This is a genomic window from Paenibacillus chitinolyticus, from assembly GCF_045038035.1.
GTDB lineage: Bacteria > Bacillota > Bacilli > Paenibacillales > NBRC-103111 > Paenibacillus_F > Paenibacillus_F chitinolyticus_A.
In genome coordinates, this window is the sequence record NZ_CP173427.1 from 4909717 (window position 1) to 4927882 (window position 18166).

19 protein-coding genes are annotated in these 18166 nt (G+C 56.6%); 8 read left to right on the forward strand and 11 right to left on the reverse strand.

Annotation, left to right across the window (positions count from 1 at the left end; translation table 11 throughout):
• Positions 1–84: 84 nt before the first annotated feature.
• Positions 85–666 (reverse strand): type II toxin-antitoxin system PemK/MazF family toxin, encoded by a 582-nt coding sequence (locus ACI48J_RS22160; protein WP_326057233.1) that lies wholly within the window; start codon positions 664–666, stop codon positions 85–87.
• 244 nt (positions 667–910) lie between these two features.
• Here ACI48J_RS22160 and ACI48J_RS22165 point away from each other — a divergent pair, with 244 nt between their 5' ends.
• A complete protein-coding gene (locus tag ACI48J_RS22165; protein ID WP_326057231.1) occupies positions 911–1504 on the forward strand; it encodes a TVP38/TMEM64 family protein in 594 nt (197 codons plus the stop codon).
• 249 nt (positions 1505–1753) lie between these two features.
• On the opposite strand, the gene ACI48J_RS22170 is transcribed toward ACI48J_RS22165, so the two are convergent.
• The gene (locus tag ACI48J_RS22170; RefSeq protein ID WP_326057228.1) at positions 1754–3094 is read right to left on the reverse strand and encodes a hypothetical protein; all 1341 of its coding nucleotides are present in this window, start codon (positions 3092–3094) and stop codon (positions 1754–1756) included.
• A 230-nt stretch (positions 3095–3324) separates the two neighbouring features.
• On the opposite strand from ACI48J_RS22170, the gene ACI48J_RS22175 reads away from it, so the two are divergent.
• The 4 genes from ACI48J_RS22175 to ACI48J_RS22190 all read left to right on the forward strand — a co-directional run bounded on the left by ACI48J_RS22175 (position 3325) and on the right by ACI48J_RS22190 (position 6002).
• The gene (locus ACI48J_RS22175; protein ID WP_326057227.1) at positions 3325–3570 is read left to right on the forward strand and encodes a hypothetical protein; all 246 of its coding nucleotides are present in this window, start codon (positions 3325–3327) and stop codon (positions 3568–3570) included.
• 226 nt (positions 3571–3796) lie between these two features.
• Entirely contained in the window at positions 3797–4633 is an 837-nt protein-coding gene (locus ACI48J_RS22180) for a sensor histidine kinase (RefSeq protein WP_326057225.1), read from the forward strand.
• A complete protein-coding gene (locus ACI48J_RS22185; RefSeq protein ID WP_326057222.1) occupies positions 4596–5264 on the forward strand; it encodes a response regulator transcription factor in 669 nt (222 codons plus the stop codon). Before ACI48J_RS22180 ends, ACI48J_RS22185 begins: the two co-directional genes overlap by 38 nt.
• Positions 5265–5357: 93 nt before the next feature.
• Positions 5358–6002: a YcnI family protein gene (locus ACI48J_RS22190; RefSeq protein WP_326057219.1), complete on the forward strand. Its 645-nt coding sequence runs from the start codon at positions 5358–5360 to the stop codon at positions 6000–6002.
• Between the two features lie 304 nt (positions 6003–6306).
• Here the strand turns inward: ACI48J_RS22190 and ACI48J_RS22195 are convergent, their stop codons facing one another.
• From ACI48J_RS22195 to ACI48J_RS22210, 4 genes are all read right to left on the reverse strand, one after another.
• Positions 6307–7215 (reverse strand): Gfo/Idh/MocA family protein, encoded by a 909-nt coding sequence (locus ACI48J_RS22195; protein ID WP_405080279.1) that lies wholly within the window; start codon positions 7213–7215, stop codon positions 6307–6309.
• Between the two features lie 258 nt (positions 7216–7473).
• Positions 7474–7959, reverse strand: a complete 486-nt coding sequence (locus ACI48J_RS22200) for a dihydrofolate reductase (protein ID WP_405080280.1) — start codon at positions 7957–7959, stop codon at positions 7474–7476.
• Between the two features lie 110 nt (positions 7960–8069).
• Positions 8070–8864 carry a thymidylate synthase gene (gene thyA / locus ACI48J_RS22205; RefSeq protein ID WP_405080281.1) on the reverse strand — a complete coding sequence of 265 codons (795 nt, stop codon included), beginning with the start codon at positions 8862–8864 and terminating at the stop codon, positions 8070–8072.
• A gap of 224 nt (positions 8865–9088) precedes the next feature.
• The gene (locus tag ACI48J_RS22210) at positions 9089–9946 is read right to left on the reverse strand and encodes a sugar phosphate isomerase/epimerase family protein (protein ID WP_405080282.1); all 858 of its coding nucleotides are present in this window, start codon (positions 9944–9946) and stop codon (positions 9089–9091) included.
• A 297-nt stretch (positions 9947–10243) separates the two neighbouring features.
• Between ACI48J_RS22210 and ACI48J_RS22215 the strand changes: the two genes are divergently transcribed.
• Entirely contained in the window at positions 10244–10459 is a 216-nt protein-coding gene (locus ACI48J_RS22215) for a hypothetical protein (protein ID WP_326054949.1), read from the forward strand.
• Positions 10460–10468: 9 nt separating this feature from the next.
• The gene (locus ACI48J_RS22220; protein WP_405080283.1) at positions 10469–10717 is read left to right on the forward strand and encodes a hypothetical protein; all 249 of its coding nucleotides are present in this window, start codon (positions 10469–10471) and stop codon (positions 10715–10717) included.
• Between the two features lie 136 nt (positions 10718–10853).
• On the opposite strand, the gene ACI48J_RS22225 is transcribed toward ACI48J_RS22220, so the two are convergent.
• Positions 10854–11924 carry a hypothetical protein gene (locus ACI48J_RS22225; protein ID WP_326054947.1) on the reverse strand — a complete coding sequence of 357 codons (1071 nt, stop codon included), beginning with the start codon at positions 11922–11924 and terminating at the stop codon, positions 10854–10856.
• Between the two features lie 819 nt (positions 11925–12743).
• Between ACI48J_RS22225 and ACI48J_RS22230 the strand changes: the two genes are divergently transcribed.
• Positions 12744–13592, forward strand: a complete 849-nt coding sequence (locus ACI48J_RS22230; protein WP_405080284.1) for a D-alanyl-D-alanine carboxypeptidase family protein — start codon at positions 12744–12746, stop codon at positions 13590–13592.
• A 256-nt stretch (positions 13593–13848) separates the two neighbouring features.
• On the opposite strand, the gene ACI48J_RS22235 is transcribed toward ACI48J_RS22230, so the two are convergent.
• From ACI48J_RS22235 to ACI48J_RS22250, 4 genes are all read right to left on the reverse strand, one after another.
• The gene (locus ACI48J_RS22235) at positions 13849–14601 is read right to left on the reverse strand and encodes a lactate utilization protein C (RefSeq protein WP_405080285.1); all 753 of its coding nucleotides are present in this window, start codon (positions 14599–14601) and stop codon (positions 13849–13851) included.
• Positions 14598–16106 (reverse strand): LutB/LldF family L-lactate oxidation iron-sulfur protein, encoded by a 1509-nt coding sequence (locus ACI48J_RS22240; RefSeq protein WP_405080286.1) that lies wholly within the window; start codon positions 16104–16106, stop codon positions 14598–14600. The genes ACI48J_RS22235 and ACI48J_RS22240 overlap by 4 nt, the downstream gene beginning before the upstream one ends.
• The gene (locus ACI48J_RS22245; RefSeq protein ID WP_405080287.1) at positions 16093–16836 is read right to left on the reverse strand and encodes a (Fe-S)-binding protein; all 744 of its coding nucleotides are present in this window, start codon (positions 16834–16836) and stop codon (positions 16093–16095) included. The genes ACI48J_RS22240 and ACI48J_RS22245 overlap by 14 nt, the downstream gene beginning before the upstream one ends.
• Positions 16837–16964: 128 nt before the next feature.
• Positions 16965–17726 (reverse strand): DeoR/GlpR family DNA-binding transcription regulator, encoded by a 762-nt coding sequence (locus ACI48J_RS22250; protein ID WP_405080288.1) that lies wholly within the window; start codon positions 17724–17726, stop codon positions 16965–16967.
• Positions 17727–18166 lie beyond the last annotated feature (440 nt).

An 18166-nucleotide genomic window follows, 5' to 3' on the forward strand; every position in this document is an offset into this window, starting at 1 on the left:
TGGACCTTTGGGATACGATTCGATCAACCGATCAAACATATTTGTAAGTCGCTAAGACAATTAAACCACACCAAATAAGCTTTGTCAACCATGTATTTCCGAGGCGTTGTCAGGACGCTCATACAAATCCAGTTTTTCTTTGAGCGCGTAATTTTCCTGCAGCAGGCGTTTGATAAACGCTTTGTCCCTCTCTTTTTTGTCGAGAAGATCTTTATATTTTTTGAACATGCCCAGAGAAACCATCACTTTTTCTTCGATCTCGTCCATCTCTCCGCGGATGTTCGCCAGGCAGCTCCCCGTAATGCGCGACTTGCTGACAGTCATAATATTGGCCAGCAGTACGTAACCGGTAAGCTGCTTTTCTTTGCCCGCTTCCAAATACGTATAGTTGCCTTTAAGTTCTACGGATACGCTCGGAATACCCGCGGTGTGCGTAATAGGCGCGATGATCGTGTTCCCGGAATGTTTGTTGCCGACGTCGTTTTGTAAAACGATGCATGGACGCTCTTTCTCTTCTTCGCTTCCGATGCCTTTTCCCAGATTGCATTTGTAGACTTCGCCGCGGCGCAGGGCGCGCGTTTTCGCTTTATCGGACATGGAGTCCAGATAGATTTTCGTTTTAAGCCACTCCAAGTAATCCTGAATGCGGGTAAGATCCGTTTTCAAAGGGCCACCTCCGTTGTGATTGCGGTTTGCCATGAACAAAATTCCCCTTTCGTGCTGTGTAAGAAATATTCTGTTTTAAGGTAAACTGGGTAACGGATGAATCTGCCGGACACGGACACCGCTTCTGCCCGAGAAACCATTCCGGATTTCATTCGTTATACTAATGTATAAACCCTTTTTTACGAAACATTAAAACAGTGCAGTTGATCTTTCACTACCCGAAAAAGGAGCTCTTGAAACCGCCGTGACTTGGGAATCTATAAAAAGTGTGCTGACCGAAGAAAATATTGCGCAGCTTTTGTCTCATTATAACTCTCTCGGTCCTTTGCCCGGTATTCTGCTGACGTTTATCGAAGCTTTCATTCCCGTTCTTCCGCTGTTCGTGATTGTCATGGGAAACGCCGCGTCCTACGGGCTCGGACTCGGCTTCCTGTACTCCTGGCTCGGCACGAGCCTGGGCGCGACCTGCCTGTTCCTGCTGTTCCGGAGACTGTCCAATACGGCGTTTATGCAAAAGCTGACCCGTTCGCCCAAATTGCGCAACGGGATGAATTGGATTCATAACCACGGGTTCGGCACGATCTTCCTGCTGAGCTGCTTCCCGTTCACGCCTTCTTCGCTGGTTGTGGCGGCGGCGGCTCTGTCCCGGGTCGACAAAATGGTTTTTCTGCCGGCTATCGTAGCCGGGAAGGCGGTTATGGTGTTTACCATGGCGTTCGTCGGGTACGACATCATGTCTTTTATCCGCCAGCCCTGGAAGTTCCTGATCGTCCTGGGCGTGATCGGCCTGCTTTGGCTGCTCGGAAAAAAATTCGAGACCCGCATGCACCGGGCTTAAAAAAACCTTCGCTGTGGGAAAAGCCGCTACGCAGCAGCTGCTTTGAAGCTCCTTGTCGAGGGGCTTTTTTTATTTGTATGCCGTGCCGCTCGGGCACGGCTTCAAAAAAAGGCTTGGAAGCGGGCGGGCATGGAGTAAATCATTGACAGTTTGCTCCGCCTGCCCGGTCTTTATTCCCGCTGCCGTAAAGGATCGGTCCGTTCCACGCAATCCGCGGCGTCCGGCAGGACTTCCGGTGACCGGTCAACGTCACGAACGGATTCTCTCCTGCAGGAAGGCCAAGCGGAATATTTGCTTGGGGCGTCCTTTGGAAACGCCGCGTTCTTCGCCGATAACGTCGACAAGCCCGGCATCCTGCCAAGCCAGCAGGAAGCGGTGGGTGCTGCGCACCGTCACGTCGAGGACGCCCGCAAGCTCCTGCGCCGTGTAATCCAGCTTCCCGAAGCGGGTTACGTACGCGACCAGCCGGCTCAGGTAAGCGGGCGTCATTCCGGCCCTCCCCGCTTCCTTGATCAGCTCGGCGTCGAGCAGGGACAGGTCGAAGCGGTTCGGCTCCGTCATCTCCAGCGGACCGATGACACTGCGGTCCTCGCGGACGATGAACGTGATGTTGCCGCCCGCGTCTTTGGAACGCCGCAGGGCAAGGCGGGCATGCGTACCCGCTTCGTTGGCGGAGCGGCCGAAGCCTATGCCGATGCTCAGCGTGAGGTCGTGCATGAGCGACAAATCTTTGGCCAGCGGGATCGATTTGTAGCCGCCCGTCTCCCGCTCGAATATCCCCCTGGTCGTCATGAACAGAAACTCGTCCCCGCCGAGCGTGTTCAGATACCCGTCGAGATGTTCGACGTAGTCCAGCACGATCCGGTGAAGGTCCAGCTTCATCCGCTGCACTTCGTGCTCGGAGCCCGACCTGGCGGCAAGCCGTTCGAATCCGTCGATGTTAATGAACCCGATGACGATCTGGCCCTCTTTGCTCCGGCGCGTCTCCGTGGAGAGCAGCGCGCGCTGCAGCGAAATCGTCATATCGTGCTCGGTCGGGGCGATCCATTCGCTGCGCAGTCCTTCCTTCGTCAGAGCCTCCGCAACCGCCTTCATTCCCGTTAGGGCGACTGTGTCCGCCGACGCCCCTGCCCGGTGGAAGTCGATCAGCTCCTGCAAGTTGCCGTCGCTCTGTCCGCCGTAACAGACCACGTCCATGCCGTTCTCCCCGAGTTCCCTCAGCGCCTTGGCTACGACAGGCTCCGTCAGCCCGTCTACGGTCAGTTTCCCGGGGGAGCCGGTATGGCCGGCCAGATAGAGCGCACGGTATAAGCCCGTGCCCGTCAGCGGCACATAATGCGCCGGAATCCGGAACGCAACGCTCTGCTTGGCGAGGCGGTATGTGTCCGGGTCCGTAAAAAGCAGCACCTCGGCCTGCTCGCCGAGACGCTGAACGTCCGGAAGCCGGTGCGGCTCCCCTTCCCATTTTAAAGACAAAGGATGAAAAGAAGGAAAAGCTCTGATCGTCTCCTCCGCTTTTTCGAGAAGCTCTTCCGGACCTATCAGTCCGATCACGATTTCGTCCCGGCTGGGGGGTCGTTTTATTTCCAAGCTGCACATCCTCCTTGTCCCTGGCCGGATTTCCGCTGCGATAAGCACGTACCTCGGCAATCCATGCGTTGTAGGCGTTTACATTCTTACTCTATTCTAAAGAAAAACTTTATTTAAAGACAAATCTTTAAATTGTCTTTAAATAAATTTAATGTTCTTTCTTTTTAAAAAACGGTGTGACGAATATCACAGAGGACTTGTCATATCTTAATAGAGAGGTGAGTTTATTTATGTTTGATATACTCATATACCAGAAGCAGAAAGTTAAAGTCAGCTGCGGCAATGATACCATTACCGGTGTCATTTCCAATCACTACGAACAGTTTGGTCTGATTAAGATGGATAACGTCCTTCTGCCGATCGAACACATTCTCATGATTGAAGTTGTGGAGGAAGAGAGCGATCCGTTCTGTTATGCGGTCCTGCCCGCTCAACCGATTAATAAAGGAGCTTCCTTACGGGAAATGCTCTATTGAGTGATCCGCAGCCGGCCCTTTGACCCGAGGGGCCGGTTTTGCTATGCCCGAAGGCTTTTTTTTCGTCCGGAAAAGGACGCTAAACCCATTAGACGAAAGTTTCTCCAAAAAGTCGCGGTCTGCGAAGAGGAAAATTTCTCTCGCCTTGTTGCTCCGGACGCGTTACGGTATATTGGGTACATCCGTTAAGACAAGAATCATTAATCTATGCAAAGGACGGGCTGTTATGTCGCTTAAAACCCTCAAATGGCTGGCCGCTCTGACCCCTGCCCTGTTTATCGGAGGATTCGAGTTTATCCGGCATGAGTTCATGCTGAGCTATATGTCTATGGAAACCGGAAACTGGTACATTACGTTCCTCACTCTCCTCGTCTCCTACGTATTCGCCACCTGGATGTTCCGCAGTATTGAGCGTACCAATAACCGGCTGGCCCGCGAAACGTCCAAACGCGCCGTCTATGAAGAACGCGAACGGCTGGCCAGGGAGCTGCACGATAATCTCGCCCAGACGCTGTTTTTTATCAACGTGAAGCTGAAGCAGGGGAAGACCGAGGAAGCCAAAGCCGCCGTCTCCGAAATCGACCATCATCTCCGTCAGGCGATTTTCAATCTCCGGACCCTGCCCGAGGAAGGGACCTCTTTCACTCTGCGCATCGGCAAGTGGCTGCAGGACTGGGAAGTGCTGACCGGCATTGAAACCGTCCAAAATCTGCGGGCAACCGACGAAGTTCTCACGGCTGCCGAAGAAGTGCAGATTTTCGCCATTATCCAGGAAGCTTTCACCAATATCCGCAAGCATTCCCGCGCGACCCAGGCTTCTATCGACCTGGAAACGAGCGGCCCGGAATGGTCGCTCAAAATCGCCGACAACGGAGTCGGATTCGCGGAGGACGAATCCCAGCGGCACCGCTACGGCCTGACCATGATGCGCAAGCGGGCCGCCGAGCTCGGAGCCTCGTGGGAACTTCAGTCTTCGCCCGAAAACGGTACGGAGCTCTCCGTCACTTCATCAAGGAGGAAACCCCATGTCAGAGACCTGCTATCGCGTTCTCATCGCGGATGATCACCCCCTTGCCCGCCAGGCCATCCAGAGCTTGCTGGAAGACGATTCTTCATTTACCGTCGTCGGCGAAGCCTACAACGGCGAGGAAGCGATCGCCCTCTGCGGCAACCTGCAGCCGGATGTGGTGCTCATGGATATCCATATGAGCCCCGTGAACGGCCTGGAGGCGACCCGCCAGATCAAACAGCGCTACCCTCATATCCGCATCGTCATCCTGACGGTGTCGGACGATGTAGCCGATCTGTTTACGGCCGTCCAGTTCGGAGCACAAGGCTATCTGCTCAAAAATATGGACCCCGACGAGTGGCTGAGCTACCTGCACGCCCTGCTCGACGACAATTCCCAGGTGGCCCGCCAGATGGCGGACCGGCTTATGCGGCGCTTCCGTCAATCGGGGACACCGGCCGCGTCCGGTCAGCCCCTGCCTCAGCTTACGGCCCGCGAACATGAAATCGTCCTCTATGTCGCCGAAGGATACAACAACCGGCAAATCGCGGAAAAGCTGCTTATTTCGGAAAACACCGTTAAAAACCATATGAAAAATATTTTCGAAAAGCTCGGCATGGATAACCGCGTCCAGCTTACCGCCTATGCCGTGAAACACGGTATGTCACGAAAAGATCATAACTAGGGGGCAAAAATAGCCCAGTTGAGTCATACTTTCTCCCGCCCGCTTTGGGTACAGTAGAAGTACTACAAGATTGCGAGAGAAAGGGAGTTACTCATGAACAAGCTCAAAATACAAGCGGCCGCCGTTGTAGCCGGTTTGATGCTCTTTGCCGGCGTGGCCAGCGCTCACGTTACCGTTAATCCTGCCGAAGCGACGGCGGGTTCCTATCAGAAATTTACGGTTCGCGTACCGACGGAAAAAGATGTGCCGACTACCAAAATCGAAGTGAAATTCCCGGTAGACGCCGTATCCGTCTCGCGTTTCGAGCCGAAACCGGGCTGGAAATACGAAATTGCCAAAGACGGAGCGGATAAAATCACGGGTGTGACCTGGACCGCGGAGAACGGCGGCCTGACCAAAACCGAATTCGGCGAATTCAACATGCAGGGCAAGGTGGCCGACAACGCCACTTCCATCGTCTGGAAGGCTTATCAGACTTACCAGGACGGCAGCGTAGTGGAGTGGACCGGCGCCGAAGGCTCGGACAAGCCCGCTTCGGTAACGAAGGTTACCGCTAAACCGGCCGGCGGGGCGACGGACAGCCACGGCCATACAAGCACGGCGCCGGGCAGCGCCACGGCGGCTCCCGCCCAGCAGGCGGGCGCTTCCGCGAGCAACACGCCGCTGTATCTTTCGATTGCCGCTGTGGTACTGAGCGCGGCTTCCCTGCTGCTCAGCCTGTTCAGAAAACGCGCCTAACGTTTCCGTCCCGCTGGAGCAGCCGGGCGGAAACGGGAAAAAGCTGCGGGAATGACGATTCCGCAGCTTTTTTTGTTTACTTTAAAAGGCCTGAACCGCTCTATACGGCGGTTCAGGCCTTTTTTTGCGACGTGACGGAGCGGGGCGGCGAAAGCTAAGCGAGCGGCCTAAGACGCTCCGAGAGAGACGCTGGAGACGGCGCGAAGCGGCCAATGCAAGACGTCGCAAGGCGGCCAAAGGCGCAGCGATGCGAGACGTCGCGAGGCGATACAGTCGGAGCGCCCCCTCGGAGGCGAAGCTCCGTCTACAACAGGACCCGTCGGCCCGTCTCGCGGCTCTCGTTCGCCGCTTCGATGAAGCGGATCACTTCGAGCGTCTCCCGTATGCCGACGGCAGGCTCGCCGCCGCGGAACAGCTCCATGACGCGCTCAAGCAGGCTCGCGTAGAAGGGCTTCGCGTCCGCGGAGATATCGACCGCGCGGCTCCCCCCTTCGCGGTGCACCACCGCGCCGAACGCGGGACTGCCCGCGCGGCTGCCGCGCACGGTCCCGATGCGGCCGTCGGCCCAAACGCCGACCACCACCTCGTGCGACTCCGCGGCTGCCGCCGTGACGTGCACGCAGCCCGGGCCAAGCGCGGCGTACAGCATCTCCACCATGTGGATGCCGTACCAGAACAGGCCGGGCTGCGTCGGCTCCAGCGCCAACGGGCCGAAGCAGTCGGCTCCGGTGACCGCTCCCTTCTCCGAGCCGCCAAGCGCTTCCGTTAAGCCTTCGGCGAAGCGGAGAGACGAGCCGCTCAGGAGCGCAGCGCCGTGGCGTACGGCCAGAGCGGCGATCTCGCCGGCATCCCGCGAGCTGACGGCCAGCGGCTTGTCGACGAACACCGGCTTGCCGTACGGGGCGATCTGCCGGAACTGTTCGGCGTGTACCCGGCCGTCCGCCGATTCAAGCAGGATGGCGTCGCATGCCGCCGCGACGGCCGCGGGAGAGCCGGCCATTTCCACGCCGTATTCGCCGCGGAGTTTCTCGGTGAACCCCTGCACGCGGGAACGGCTCAGCTCGAAGTCTTCCGATCCGCCCGGATAGGCGATCACGACCCGGCCGCCCGGCACATGCCAGGGATGGCCCGGGTCGTTGAGCAGTTTAGTAAATTCGACGGCATGGGAAGTGTCTAATCCGATCATGCCGATTCGTAAACTTGGTTGCTGCATCCTTAACGCCCCCGTTCAGCTTTCCCGACTTATGCAAGCCCCGGGTTAATTGTGTAGCGGTTTTCGAAGGAACTCCGGCAAGAAGACCTGGCAGCCGCAGGGGCAGCAATAACCGGCCTGAGTCCCGCCTTGTTTACCGTCCTTCCGAGTACCCTGCGCAGCCGGATGATCCCCCCGCTGCCGTGCCGGACTCCCGATACTATTCTGACGTATGGGTATCCGCTTGCGATTTCCATTCCGGCACCGGCATTTTCGGCGTCACTGCGCCCGCTCGTACACCCGGAACGTGTAATCGTACGGATTTTTCTCGTCCCGGATACCGGGCTCGTCGGAAACCAGCGTCCATTCGCCGGGATCAATCTCCGGAAAGAACGTATCGGCTTCGAAAGTATCGTCGATAAACGTCACGTACAGCTTGTCAACGTGAGGCCAGAACAGCAGGAACACTTCCGTTCCGCCGATCACGAAAACTTCCCCTTCCGTGTAACGTTCCAGCACTTCTTCCACCGTATGGACGACCGTGCACCCTTCGGCTTTAAAGCCGCTTTGCCGGGTCAAGACAATATTTTCACGATTCGGCAGCGGACGTCCGATTGAATCGTATGTTTTCCGCCCCATCAGGATCGGATGACCGGTCGTCATTTTTTTAAAATATTTCAAATCCGCCGGCAGATGCCACGGCAGCTTGTTATCGTTCCCGATCGCATTGTTGCGGTCCATCGCAAAAATAAAAGAAATACTCAACTGGCCAACACCTCTTCCCGCGACCCATGCGAACCTTGCGGCCGTTCATGGATCATCCTATTTTCCGTCCTAATCCGGTCCGAAACGCGCTCTGCTGACGCCCTGCGCAGTCAGATCGCGATCGGAGCCTTAATACCGGGATGCGACTGGTAGCCGACAAACTCGAAATCTTCATAAGCGTAATCGAAAATAGAATCCGGCTTGCGCTTGATTTCAAGCTTAGGCAGCGGAAACGGCTCTCTCGCAAGCTGTTTCTCCACCTGTTCCAGATGGTTCAGGTAAATATGCACGTCCCCGCCGGTCCATACCAGGTCCCCGACTTCGAGATCGCACTGCTGCGCGACCATGTGCGTGAGAAGCGCGTACGAGGCCAGATTGAACGGCAGACCGAGGAACGTATCGACCGAACGCATCTGGAACATGCACGACAGCTTGCCGTCCGCGACATAGAACTGGAACGCGTAATGGCAGGGCGGCAGCGCCATCCGATCTACCTCTGCGACATTCCAGGCGCTTACGAGATGCCTGCGGGAGTCCGGGTTGGTTTTAATCTGGTCGATCACTTGGGTAATCTGGTCGATAGTCCGTCCGTCCGGCGCCTGCCAAGTGCGCCACTGGGCGCCGTACACACGGCCCAGGTTGCCGTCCTCATCGGCCCACTCGTCCCAAATGGTGACGCCATTGTCGTGTAAATAGCGAATGTTGGTTTCACCTTTCAAAAACCATAAAAGCTCGTGGATAATCGAGCGCATATGAAGTTTTTTAGTCGTCAAAAGCGGAAAGCCTTCCGCCAGATTCATCCGCATCTGACGCCCGAACACGGAAATGGTTCCGGTTCCCGTGCGATCTTCTTTGCGGGTTCCGTTTTCCTTGATATCCTTAAGCAGTTCCAAATACTTATTCATTTCCAAGCGCACCTCAAATCATCGGTTTTCCTTTTTTCCGGATTAAGTCTGTCCTTAGTATATCAGTTTCCTCCTCCCCGGAAAATGAAAAAGAACTTCTCCTTATTCAGAAAAAGTTCCCTGTTCTCCGTTCCCTTCCGGCAAACCGGAAAGAAGCGTCCCCTTTCTTAGGAGGAGAACGCTTCTTTTATAGACCCCGGACGGCTCTGCAGAAGCAGAATCGTCTAGACTTCGGCCCAGATCCGTCTCACGTTATCCATGGCGATTTTGGAGCCTTGTCTGCACTCTTCCATGCCTTCGAATTCGATGGACAGATAGCCCTCGAAGCCGGAACGCTTCACCAGACGCAGTACTTCCCACATGTCGATATCGCCCTGACCGGCAATAGCTCCCCGGAGGTAATTGCCTGCCGTGGTCTTGAACCAGCCTTCACCCGGATTCCGGTAAGAAGGGCGGAGATAGAAATCTTTGATATGTACAATGGAGGCAAACGGCAGATTTTTCTGCACGGAAGCGACCGGATTTTCATCCGCGCACATAAAATTGCCGATATCCAGCGTCGTCTTGAAGTTCGGACGGGCCACGCCTTGAACGACGGTAAGCACCCGATCGCTCGCCTGCACCAGATAGCCGTGATTTTCAATGCTGGTCGTTATCCCGTACTGAGCGGCGTAATCGGCAATCGTCCGGCACGCTTCGATCATGCGGTCCAGATTCGCGTTGAACGTACGGATGGAAACGTCTTCATGGCGGGCCACATCATGGCGCATCAGCTTAACGCCCAGCTCGGCCGCTACATCGACTTCCCGCTTCACCCGGGAAATTTCGTCCTGGTAAGCGCCCTCATTTTCCGTCAGGAAGTTGGCTCCGATCGCATAATTGGAAAGCTCGATGCCTGTGGACTTCGCTTTTTCCTTGATGTTCTGCACAAGCTGGGGTTCCCGGGTAAAATCGATTTCCAGCGGAACGACTTCCATATGTTCGCCGCCGTTAGCCGCAATCCAATCCAACGCACTGACATAGTCCAACTCCCCGGCTCTGATGGCACGGTACAAACTGTAAGAGCTTAATCCGATTTTCAAAATGGGCCGCCTCGTTTCTCTGTAAGGGTTAATAAGTACACCTGTATCATAGAAAACCGTTCCGCAAGAAGCAAGCTCTCTTCTTCTTCATATAGGAGCGTAAACGGCGCCCAGACCCCCTTTTTCGTAAAAATAGCCCCCTATAATCCCTCTTCCTTCCAAAAGCGGCTTCGTACGGATACCTTGTGACCGATTTCGCTGTTTCCTTTAAAAGAGACGGAGGTAATACAGGGTACGGTAAAAAGTCGTCCGTACTCTGCGTACAATTCCGGCAACCAGGCGAAGGAGGAAAACACGATGAATAACGGGCCAAAAAAAGAATATGACCTGCGCCGTCTGGCCGGATTCATTTTTTTGCCGCACGGCATCATCCTGTGCCTCTGCGGCCTGTTCAGCCAAGCAGCGACGCTCTGGAATCCTTACATGTGGTGGGGAAGCGTGATGCTTCTTTTCAGCGCCACTTTCCTGTTCTGGACCGGGTTCGAGCGGGATGCGGAAGAAGAAACATTTTGAGGACTTCCTATGCAATATGACTGGTCCTCCATTTCCCGGACGGTCGGCTTTTACCGGAGGCATCAGGTCATTCCGTCGATTGAAGAGATCGAAGACACCTGGCAGAGGGCCCAGGACGGCAGCCGCGAGGCCGCCATCCGTTTTCTGGACTGGAGACGCCACTGCCTGCTGGCCAAGACGGACGAGCAGCGCGCCGCCATGATCCTCGTGATGAACTATTCGTATAAGCTGTTTAATCGCGGCTCTACATCCCGATAATAAACCGGCCGACCCGGGCATCCCCCTCCCGTCCGGCCGGTTTTTCCATGCCGTTAACGGCGGACAACGGCAAAAAAATCCCCGGCTTCCATTAAGGAAACCGGGGATTTGTCTTGCGCGCGACCGGAGCGATTGTTTACATGCCGGAAGCTTGCATTTTTTGCGAGAATTGTTCGATCGTCAGCGTATCGGTAGGAAGAGGCTGCAGGTTAGCCTTCTTGTTGATATTGCTGTACTCGGTTTTGATTTTCGTACCGATTTTGAACGTGCCCTGCTTTTCGTCGGTGATGTCCAGGTTAGCGTTAATTTCCTGATAAGCCGGGAATTTATCTTTATTGATAGCCGTCAAAATGTTGAAATCGTTGATTTTCAGCACTTTTTTCAGCTCGTCGATCGCCTTCTGGGTATCTTCCTTACTCGAACCGGCGGCCAGTTCTTTCTTTGCCTTCTCGATTTCGGCCGGATCGACTTGAAGCATGTCTTTATACTTGTCGCTGGATACGAGATCCAGAAGCTGCGGAGCTACCTTCTCGACAATCGTTTTGATGGTAGGTTCCAGGTTCTCGTTGGTAATCTGGAATTTCACGACTTGCTTCGCGTCTACGCTCTCGGGCAGTCCCGCGTTTTTCTTATCGACATCGACAAAGTACGTTTTTTCGTCAAAGTTGGTCGTAAAGATTTTCATCGCGTCTTGACCGAACTGCTGCTGTTTCTTTACGTCGATGGCATTTACGTTCACTTTGCCTTCCGTCGTCTGATTCAGCTCGTTGACATCCACGACGATGTATTTACCGACGGTATCTTTCGGAATAGGCAGAAGCGGAATGTTCGGAACTTTCACATACATCTTGTCTTTGGTCATGACCATAGGCAGGGAAATCTTCATCGGCATGTCGCCTTTGAGGTTGGCTTCCAGCGTCATTTCCAGCTGCATAGGATCGGCCTGGTAAACACCTTTAGCCGTAACATCCAGATTTTTCAGGAAGTTAGCTCCCATCGCCAAGCTCGGGTCCGCTTTAAGCGCGGATTCCGGGAAATCCAGGTTCAAGGTCATATTCATGTTGAAATCCGCACTGTTCATGGTAGAAGCAGCGGTATAGGATTCCTCCAAAGCCGTTTTCGGTGATTCTTTTTTGCCGCAACCCGCCAATACGACAGTAAAAGTCAACAGTAATACGAGTACAGACATCCAAATTTTCTTATTCACACGATTTCTCCTCTCTCTCTCCCTCACGATAATTAAGAACATGAACGATTATAATACAGCTTTCAAAGGAAGCAAAGACAAAAATTTGTATAAAGGAGGAAATTGAAGAAATCCTGCCCTATTTGGTGATAACCCGAAATGGAAAGGTGTGAAACGCCAGGAACGGCTTATTTTGGAATTTGGCGCCCCATGCGGAGGTTAGAACGGGATGAATATCCGGGTCATATGGTTTTCCTCGGTATGTGGACATATTCCGCCCGGAATAAACCGAACCTTTTCCGCAAAAAGGGCGAATATAGAGCATACGCGCTTATGGAGGAGGTAAAACCGATGGTTGCAAAACGGAAGAATTGAAAGAGCAAAGAAGGCGTCCGCTCCGTCTCCTGCGGCTTAAGCTTATCCCTGACAATGGCTGCCGGCCTTCTCTCTCTTACGGATAACGCATGAAACGAAAATGCCTTTACTCCGGACGGCGGAGCCGGGCCCCGGGCAGGAACAGCCGGGTATCCCGGATTCAATCCTCGTCGGGATTTTCCCATTTTCTGGAGTATGCCTTATTGGTGATCCAAATCGTTGCCCATAAAATCAGACCCGCCAAAGCCAGGCCGATAATCAGAGATGCGATCATCATAGCTGCTGCCCCCCTTCTTGTTACCCCCATTGTAGCGAATGAAATGGCAAGATGATAGTGTTTTCACCGCTTAGTCACAATTGCCCCGCGTTGGGTTTTTCAATCCGCTTAAGGTATAATAAAACCTGTTGTACTTCGGGCCTGTCCCGCATAAGGATGCGCCTTTTTTAATTCAAGGAGGAACTACCATGACCCCGAAAAAAAGAATCACCCGGCTTCTGATCCTGGCGTCCGCCGTCGCGCTCTTCGCCGGCTGCGAGAACAGCAAGGAAACGGGCGGGAACTCCCCGGCCGCCACGTCGACTCCGGGTACGTCTGCGGTAACTTCGCCTTCCGCAAGTCCGTCCGCGGCACCGGGAAGCACAAGCAAGCCGACGACTTCGCCGACACCGGATTCTACTTCGAAAGGAACCGGAACGGGCAAAGGAACGGATGGCGCGGAACAGGTGGCCGCCAAGCCGGAAAGCATGACCGTGCTGGTTAACAAACAATTCAAGCTTCCGGACACGTACAAGCCTTCCGATCTGGTGTACCCGGATGTGAATTTTGTATTCGCCGAAAAAATCGAAAAGCGCATGATGCGCAAAGAAGCGGCCGGCGCGCTGGAAAACATGTTCGCCGCGGCCAAGAAAGACGGGACGCCGCTGGCCGGCGTGTCCGCTTACCGCTCCCACTCCACGCAGACGACCCTGTTCAACCGTTACGTACAAAAGGACGGCGAGGCCGCGGCCAAAAAATACAGCGCCGTACCGGGACACAGCGAGCATGAAACGGGACTGGCCATAGACGTTACGGGCAGCACAGGCAAATGTGCGGCCGAAGACTGCTTCGGCGGAACGCCCGAAGCCAAGTGGCTGGAAGACCATGCCCACGAATACGGGTTTATCATCCGCTATCCGAAGGGCAAGGAATCCGTCACCGGCTATCAGTACGAGCCGTGGCATCTGCGCTATGTCGGCACCCAGATGGCCAAAGACATCAAGACGAAGAACACGACGATGGAAGAGTATCTGAATGCCGTACCGGTAGCGAAGTAACGCCGGATCATCGAACGGCAATAGAGCCTGGTCATAATGAGAAAATGCCGCCCCTTTTTGAGGGGCGGCATTTTTTTGCGGCCAGGCTGGCTGCCGCGGCCTGACGACGCCGGACTTGACGGGTGAAACGTCTCCGGCCTTTGGCGCGTATCCGCATAAAAAGTAAGAACCGTTTAGGAACTGCCGCTCGGAAACGGCAGTTAGAATGTTCGTTTGGTCCCGCAGGCAATCCGCCGGTCCGTCCCGGCACGGACGGCTAGCAGCCTTCCACCACAAGCGCGTAGACAATACCGGGACCGTGCACGCCGATGGTAAGGTCGTTCTCAATATCCGCCGAACGGCTCGGGCCCGACACGAAATGAATCCCGGCCGGCCTCGCTCCGGCCTCCAGCCCGTCAAGCGGACGGAGCACCTCGCCGAGACGCATCTTCATCCGGCTGGCGGGAACCACCGCGACGAGGACCGCCGGAAGCAGGCTGACGCTTCTGCCTTTGCGGGGCGAGGACATCAGCACGACCGTACCGGTATGAGCCGCGGCGCTGTCGGCCGCCACAATCCCGATATCGGCTCCGGCAGCGTCTGCCAGCCCGGCCTCCTTCTCCGCGTCCGAGGCATGCTCCGCGTTCCAGACGGTCAGGCGGTCGATCCCCCCTGCCGTCTCCAGCCCGGCCGCTATCGCCTCCAGCTCCGGCTGGTCCTGGCGGATAACCCGCCTCGCCTCCAGGTCGCGGATCAGCTGCCGCACGAAAGCCGCCGCCTCCTCCATGGAGGCCAGCTTCTCGGCATGACCGCCCGCCTTGCGCCAGTTGTCCATAAAGAGGCGGATGCGCGCCTCTTCGTCCAAATCTACGGCGTTCCAGAAGTCAGGCGCTCCCCGGAACGGTCTTGCCGGGCGCTCCGTTATCCGGGGACGCCCCAGCCGGGAGGCGATGCCGCCCAAGAACGCCTCCTGCTTCCGCCTGGACTCGGCTTCCAGCCTGTTCAGGAAATCCGCAGCGGATTTACTCATGACGGCCCGCCTCCTTCCCGGCGGTCAGCCATAATCCGCTCCATGCGGCTCTTCACGTCCGCGTCCATCTCCGGCAGGCTCCCGGCGGTTTCTTCGGCGAGGCTTTTCCATTCCTCCCGGAATGTCTTCGGCGGGAGCGCCGGGGCATAGCGGTACGTGTTCCAGCCCTTGAGCGGACCGATTCTTGCTTTGATTGCCCCGCCGCGGGCCACGAACCGCTGGCCGAATCTGCCCAGCGCCGCAGCCCGCCTCAAGCGCTTGGCATCGGCCATGATATAACCGAAAGCGGACATTCCCGCCTTCTCCGCCGCATCCCCGTGGCCCTTCTCGACCTTGCGGCCGCGTAAATAGACCAGCATGTCGTGCAGCGGGATTTTGACCGGACAAGCCTCGTAGCAGGCGCCGCACAAGGTCGAAGCACCGGCGATATCGTCCCATTCGGCCGTGTTCCGGTTAAGCGCCGGGGTGAGGACGGCCCCGATCGGCCCGCTGTAAGTGCCGCCGTACGCATGCCCGCCGATGTGCCGGTACACCGGGCAGGCATTCAGACAAGCGCCGCAGCGGATGCAGTTCAGCAGCTCCTGGAAATCCGGGTCTCCGAGCTGAAGCGAGCGCCCGTTGTCCAGGATAATGACGTGCATCTCCTCCGGACCGTCTCCGTCCGGTTCTCTTCTCGGCCCGGAGATGACCGACATGTACACGGTCAGCTTCTGGCCGGTGGCCGAGCGCGGCAGCAGCGTCGCCATGACCTCCAGATCATCCAGCGAGGGAATGATCCGCTCCATTCCCATGAAGGTGATCTGCGTCTTGGGGACGGTGCTGACCATCCGGCCGTTGCCTTCGTTCTCGAAGAGAACGATGGAGCCGGTCTCGGCGACGGCGAAATTGCAGCCGGTCATTCCGATGTCCGCCTCCAGGAACTTCTCCCGCAGCTTCCGGCGCACGAAGCCGGCGAGCACGGCCGTGTCGGGCGGGAGCGTTTCGCCCGCTTCTTCCGACAGCAGCTCCGCGATCTGGAAGCGGTTTTTGTGGATCGCGGGAATGATGATGTGAGACGGCGCTTCCCCCGCAAGCTGGATGATGTACTCGCCGAGGTCCGTCTCCACGGCTTCAATGCCGAGCTCTTCGAGCGCGCGATTGATGTGAATCTCCTCGGACACCATGGATTTGGATTTTACGACGCTCTTCGCTTTTCGGTGCCGGGCGATCTCCATCGTAATCGAGACCGCCTCCTCCGCCGTTTCCGCGAAGTGGACATGGACGCCCTGCGCCCGCGCATTGTCAACGAAGGCGCCGAGATAATAATCGAGGTGAGCGATCGTATGCAGCCGGATCTGCCGCCCCCGTTCCCGCCATTCTTCCCAGTTTCCCTGCTCGGCGGCCGCGTTCAATTTGCCGGTCTTCAGACGCTCGGTCGTGAACTTGACGGCTTTCCGCAGGAAATCGTTGTTCAGCGCTATTTTCGCCCGGTCTTTTACACTGCCCCCACCGCTAGACATGCTCATCGGCCCGTCTCACTCCTTCCTCCAAAAGTTCCGCCAGATGCATGACCTTAACCGGTCTGCCCCTGTGCAGCAAATTCCCGGATATATTCATGAGGCAGCCCATATCGAGACCGACGAGCACCTCCGCTTCCGTTTCCAGGACATGATCGGATTTCTCCGCGACCATCGCGCCCGATATGTCGCTCATTTTGACGGCAAACGTGCCTCCGAACCCGCAGCAGTCCTCCGCATGCGGCAGCGGAACAAGTTCGAGGCCGCGCACATGCTCCAGCAGGGAGGCCGGTTCGTCCTTGATGCCAAGCAGCCGCGAGCCGTGGCAGGACGGATGGTAAGTGACCCTGCGGGGAAACACCGCACCGAGATCCGTAACGCCCAGCACGCCGACGAGAAATTGCGTAAACTCGTACGTTTTCTCCCGGAGGGCTTCCGCCTTGGCCAGCAGCTCCGGATCGTCCTGAAACAGCTTCGGATAATAATGCTGAACCATGCTCGTGCACGAGCCGGAAGGCGACAAGACAAAGTCGCTGTCGTCAAACGCTTCCAGCAGAGTCCGGGCCGACTTGCGCGCATCGTCCCAGTAACCGCTGTTAAAGGCCGGCTGCCCGCAGCAGGTCTGCACCTCCGGAAATTCGACCCGGATGCCGTACCGGGCAAGCAGCCGCACCATCGCCTGCCCCACCCGGGGATACACGAGGTCGCTCAAACAGGTGATAAATAAGGAAACCTTCAAGATGAATCGCCCCTTTCGGTTGAAAGCGCTCTCTTTTATATGGAAGAAACACGTCGTGATGATTGAAAAATAGCCCTTTCCGCTCCGTGAATAAGATGGGGGAACGGGCAGGGCGGATGTGCGGCGGCTCAGGAAAGCCGGGTAACCTTTACGCCTTTCTCGCGCAGGGTTTCCAAGCTGTCCGCGCTCGTCGCCGAATCGGTGATGACATGCCCGATCCGCTCCCATGAAGCGACGTGGGCAAACGACTGAAGACCGAATTTGCTGTGGTCCGCCAGCAAAAAAACTTCGTCGGAAATGGCGACCATTTTGGCTTTGACCAGCGCCTGCAGCTCGCTCGATTCGGAAATGCCGCGCGCCGTATGCACGCCTTTGCACGACAGGAACGCTTTATCGACATGGTACGTATCCAGGGAGCGTTCGGCCAGCGGACCGGCGTAGGAAAGCGACTGCGGAAGAAGACGGCCTCCGGTGGAAACGACCTGTATTTTCTCTTTGGAGCTGAGCTCCACGGCGACTTGGATCGAGTTGGTCAGCACCGTGAGCGGTTCGTCCGGCAAAATTTGCGCCATATACCACGCCGTCGTGCTCGCATCGAGTATGATCCGGTCGTTCTCCCGGATATGCTTGACGGCTTCCCGGGCGATGCTCCGCTTGAGGTCCGCGTGCACCGTTTCCCGTTCCTTGAACGGAATCTCGGGCTGGGATTCTCCCACGCGAACCGCTCCGCCGTGACTGCGCATCAGCCGGCCTTCGCTCTCCAGCTTGTCGAGATCGCGCCGGATCGTTTCCTCGGTGACTCCGCAAAGCTCGCTGAGCTCCGTCACCCGTATGCTTCCTCTTTCATTGACCAGCGCGAGTATTTTCTGCCATCTTTCCGCTACAAGCATCGTGCATCCTCATTTCATGGTTCCATTCTTGCCGAGGCGGGCCTGCTCTGCTGCCGTACGCACGGATGCAGGCATAGTCCGGGCTTCGCCTCCGTTTCTTTTATTGTACAATATCGGGCGGGAAGGGACTAGACGAACGGTTTTCGGGCGGCCGCCTATGCCGCTCGAAGGCCGCGGCGGCACAGGCGGCGGGCCGGGGCGGGCACGACGATGGGCGTTTGCACACGAGTCGGCATCAACGATGCGGCGCCACGGTCGTATGCACACGAGGCGGCCTCAACTGATGCGGCGTCACGGCCGTATGCAGCGAGGCAGCCTCAACTGATGCGGCGTCACGGCCGTATGCACACGAGGCGGCCTCAACTGATGCGGCGTCGCGGTCGTATGCGACGAGCCTGCATCACCCGGCTCAACGTTCCGTCCCTCCGCCACGAAGCAGC

Excerpts from the sequence above, each read along its gene's own strand:
- ACI48J_RS22175 (WP_326057227.1), top strand. The coding sequence starts at position 3,325 with ATGTTTGATATACTCATATACCAGAAGCAGAAAGTTAAAGTCAGCTGC.
- ACI48J_RS22180 (WP_326057225.1), top strand. The coding sequence starts at position 3,797 with ATGTCGCTTAAAACCCTCAAATGGCTGGCCGCTCTGACCCCTGCCCTG.
- ACI48J_RS22185 (WP_326057222.1), top strand. The coding sequence starts at position 4,596 with ATGTCAGAGACCTGCTATCGCGTTCTCATCGCGGATGATCACCCCCTT.
- ACI48J_RS22190 (WP_326057219.1), top strand. The coding sequence starts at position 5,358 with ATGAACAAGCTCAAAATACAAGCGGCCGCCGTTGTAGCCGGTTTGATG.
- ACI48J_RS22195 (WP_405080279.1), bottom strand. The coding sequence starts at position 7,215 with ATGCAGCAACCAAGTTTACGAATCGGCATGATCGGATTAGACACTTCC.
- thyA (WP_405080281.1), bottom strand. The coding sequence starts at position 8,864 with ATGAATAAGTATTTGGAACTGCTTAAGGATATCAAGGAAAACGGAACC.
- ACI48J_RS22215 (WP_326054949.1), top strand. The coding sequence starts at position 10,244 with ATGAATAACGGGCCAAAAAAAGAATATGACCTGCGCCGTCTGGCCGGA.
- ACI48J_RS22220 (WP_405080283.1), top strand. The coding sequence starts at position 10,469 with ATGCAATATGACTGGTCCTCCATTTCCCGGACGGTCGGCTTTTACCGG.
- ACI48J_RS22230 (WP_405080284.1), top strand. The coding sequence starts at position 12,744 with ATGACCCCGAAAAAAAGAATCACCCGGCTTCTGATCCTGGCGTCCGCC.
- ACI48J_RS22235 (WP_405080285.1), bottom strand. The coding sequence starts at position 14,601 with ATGAGTAAATCCGCTGCGGATTTCCTGAACAGGCTGGAAGCCGAGTCC.
- ACI48J_RS22240 (WP_405080286.1), bottom strand. The coding sequence starts at position 16,106 with ATGAGCATGTCTAGCGGTGGGGGCAGTGTAAAAGACCGGGCGAAAATA.
- ACI48J_RS22250 (WP_405080288.1), bottom strand. The coding sequence starts at position 17,726 with ATGCTTGTAGCGGAAAGATGGCAGAAAATACTCGCGCTGGTCAATGAA.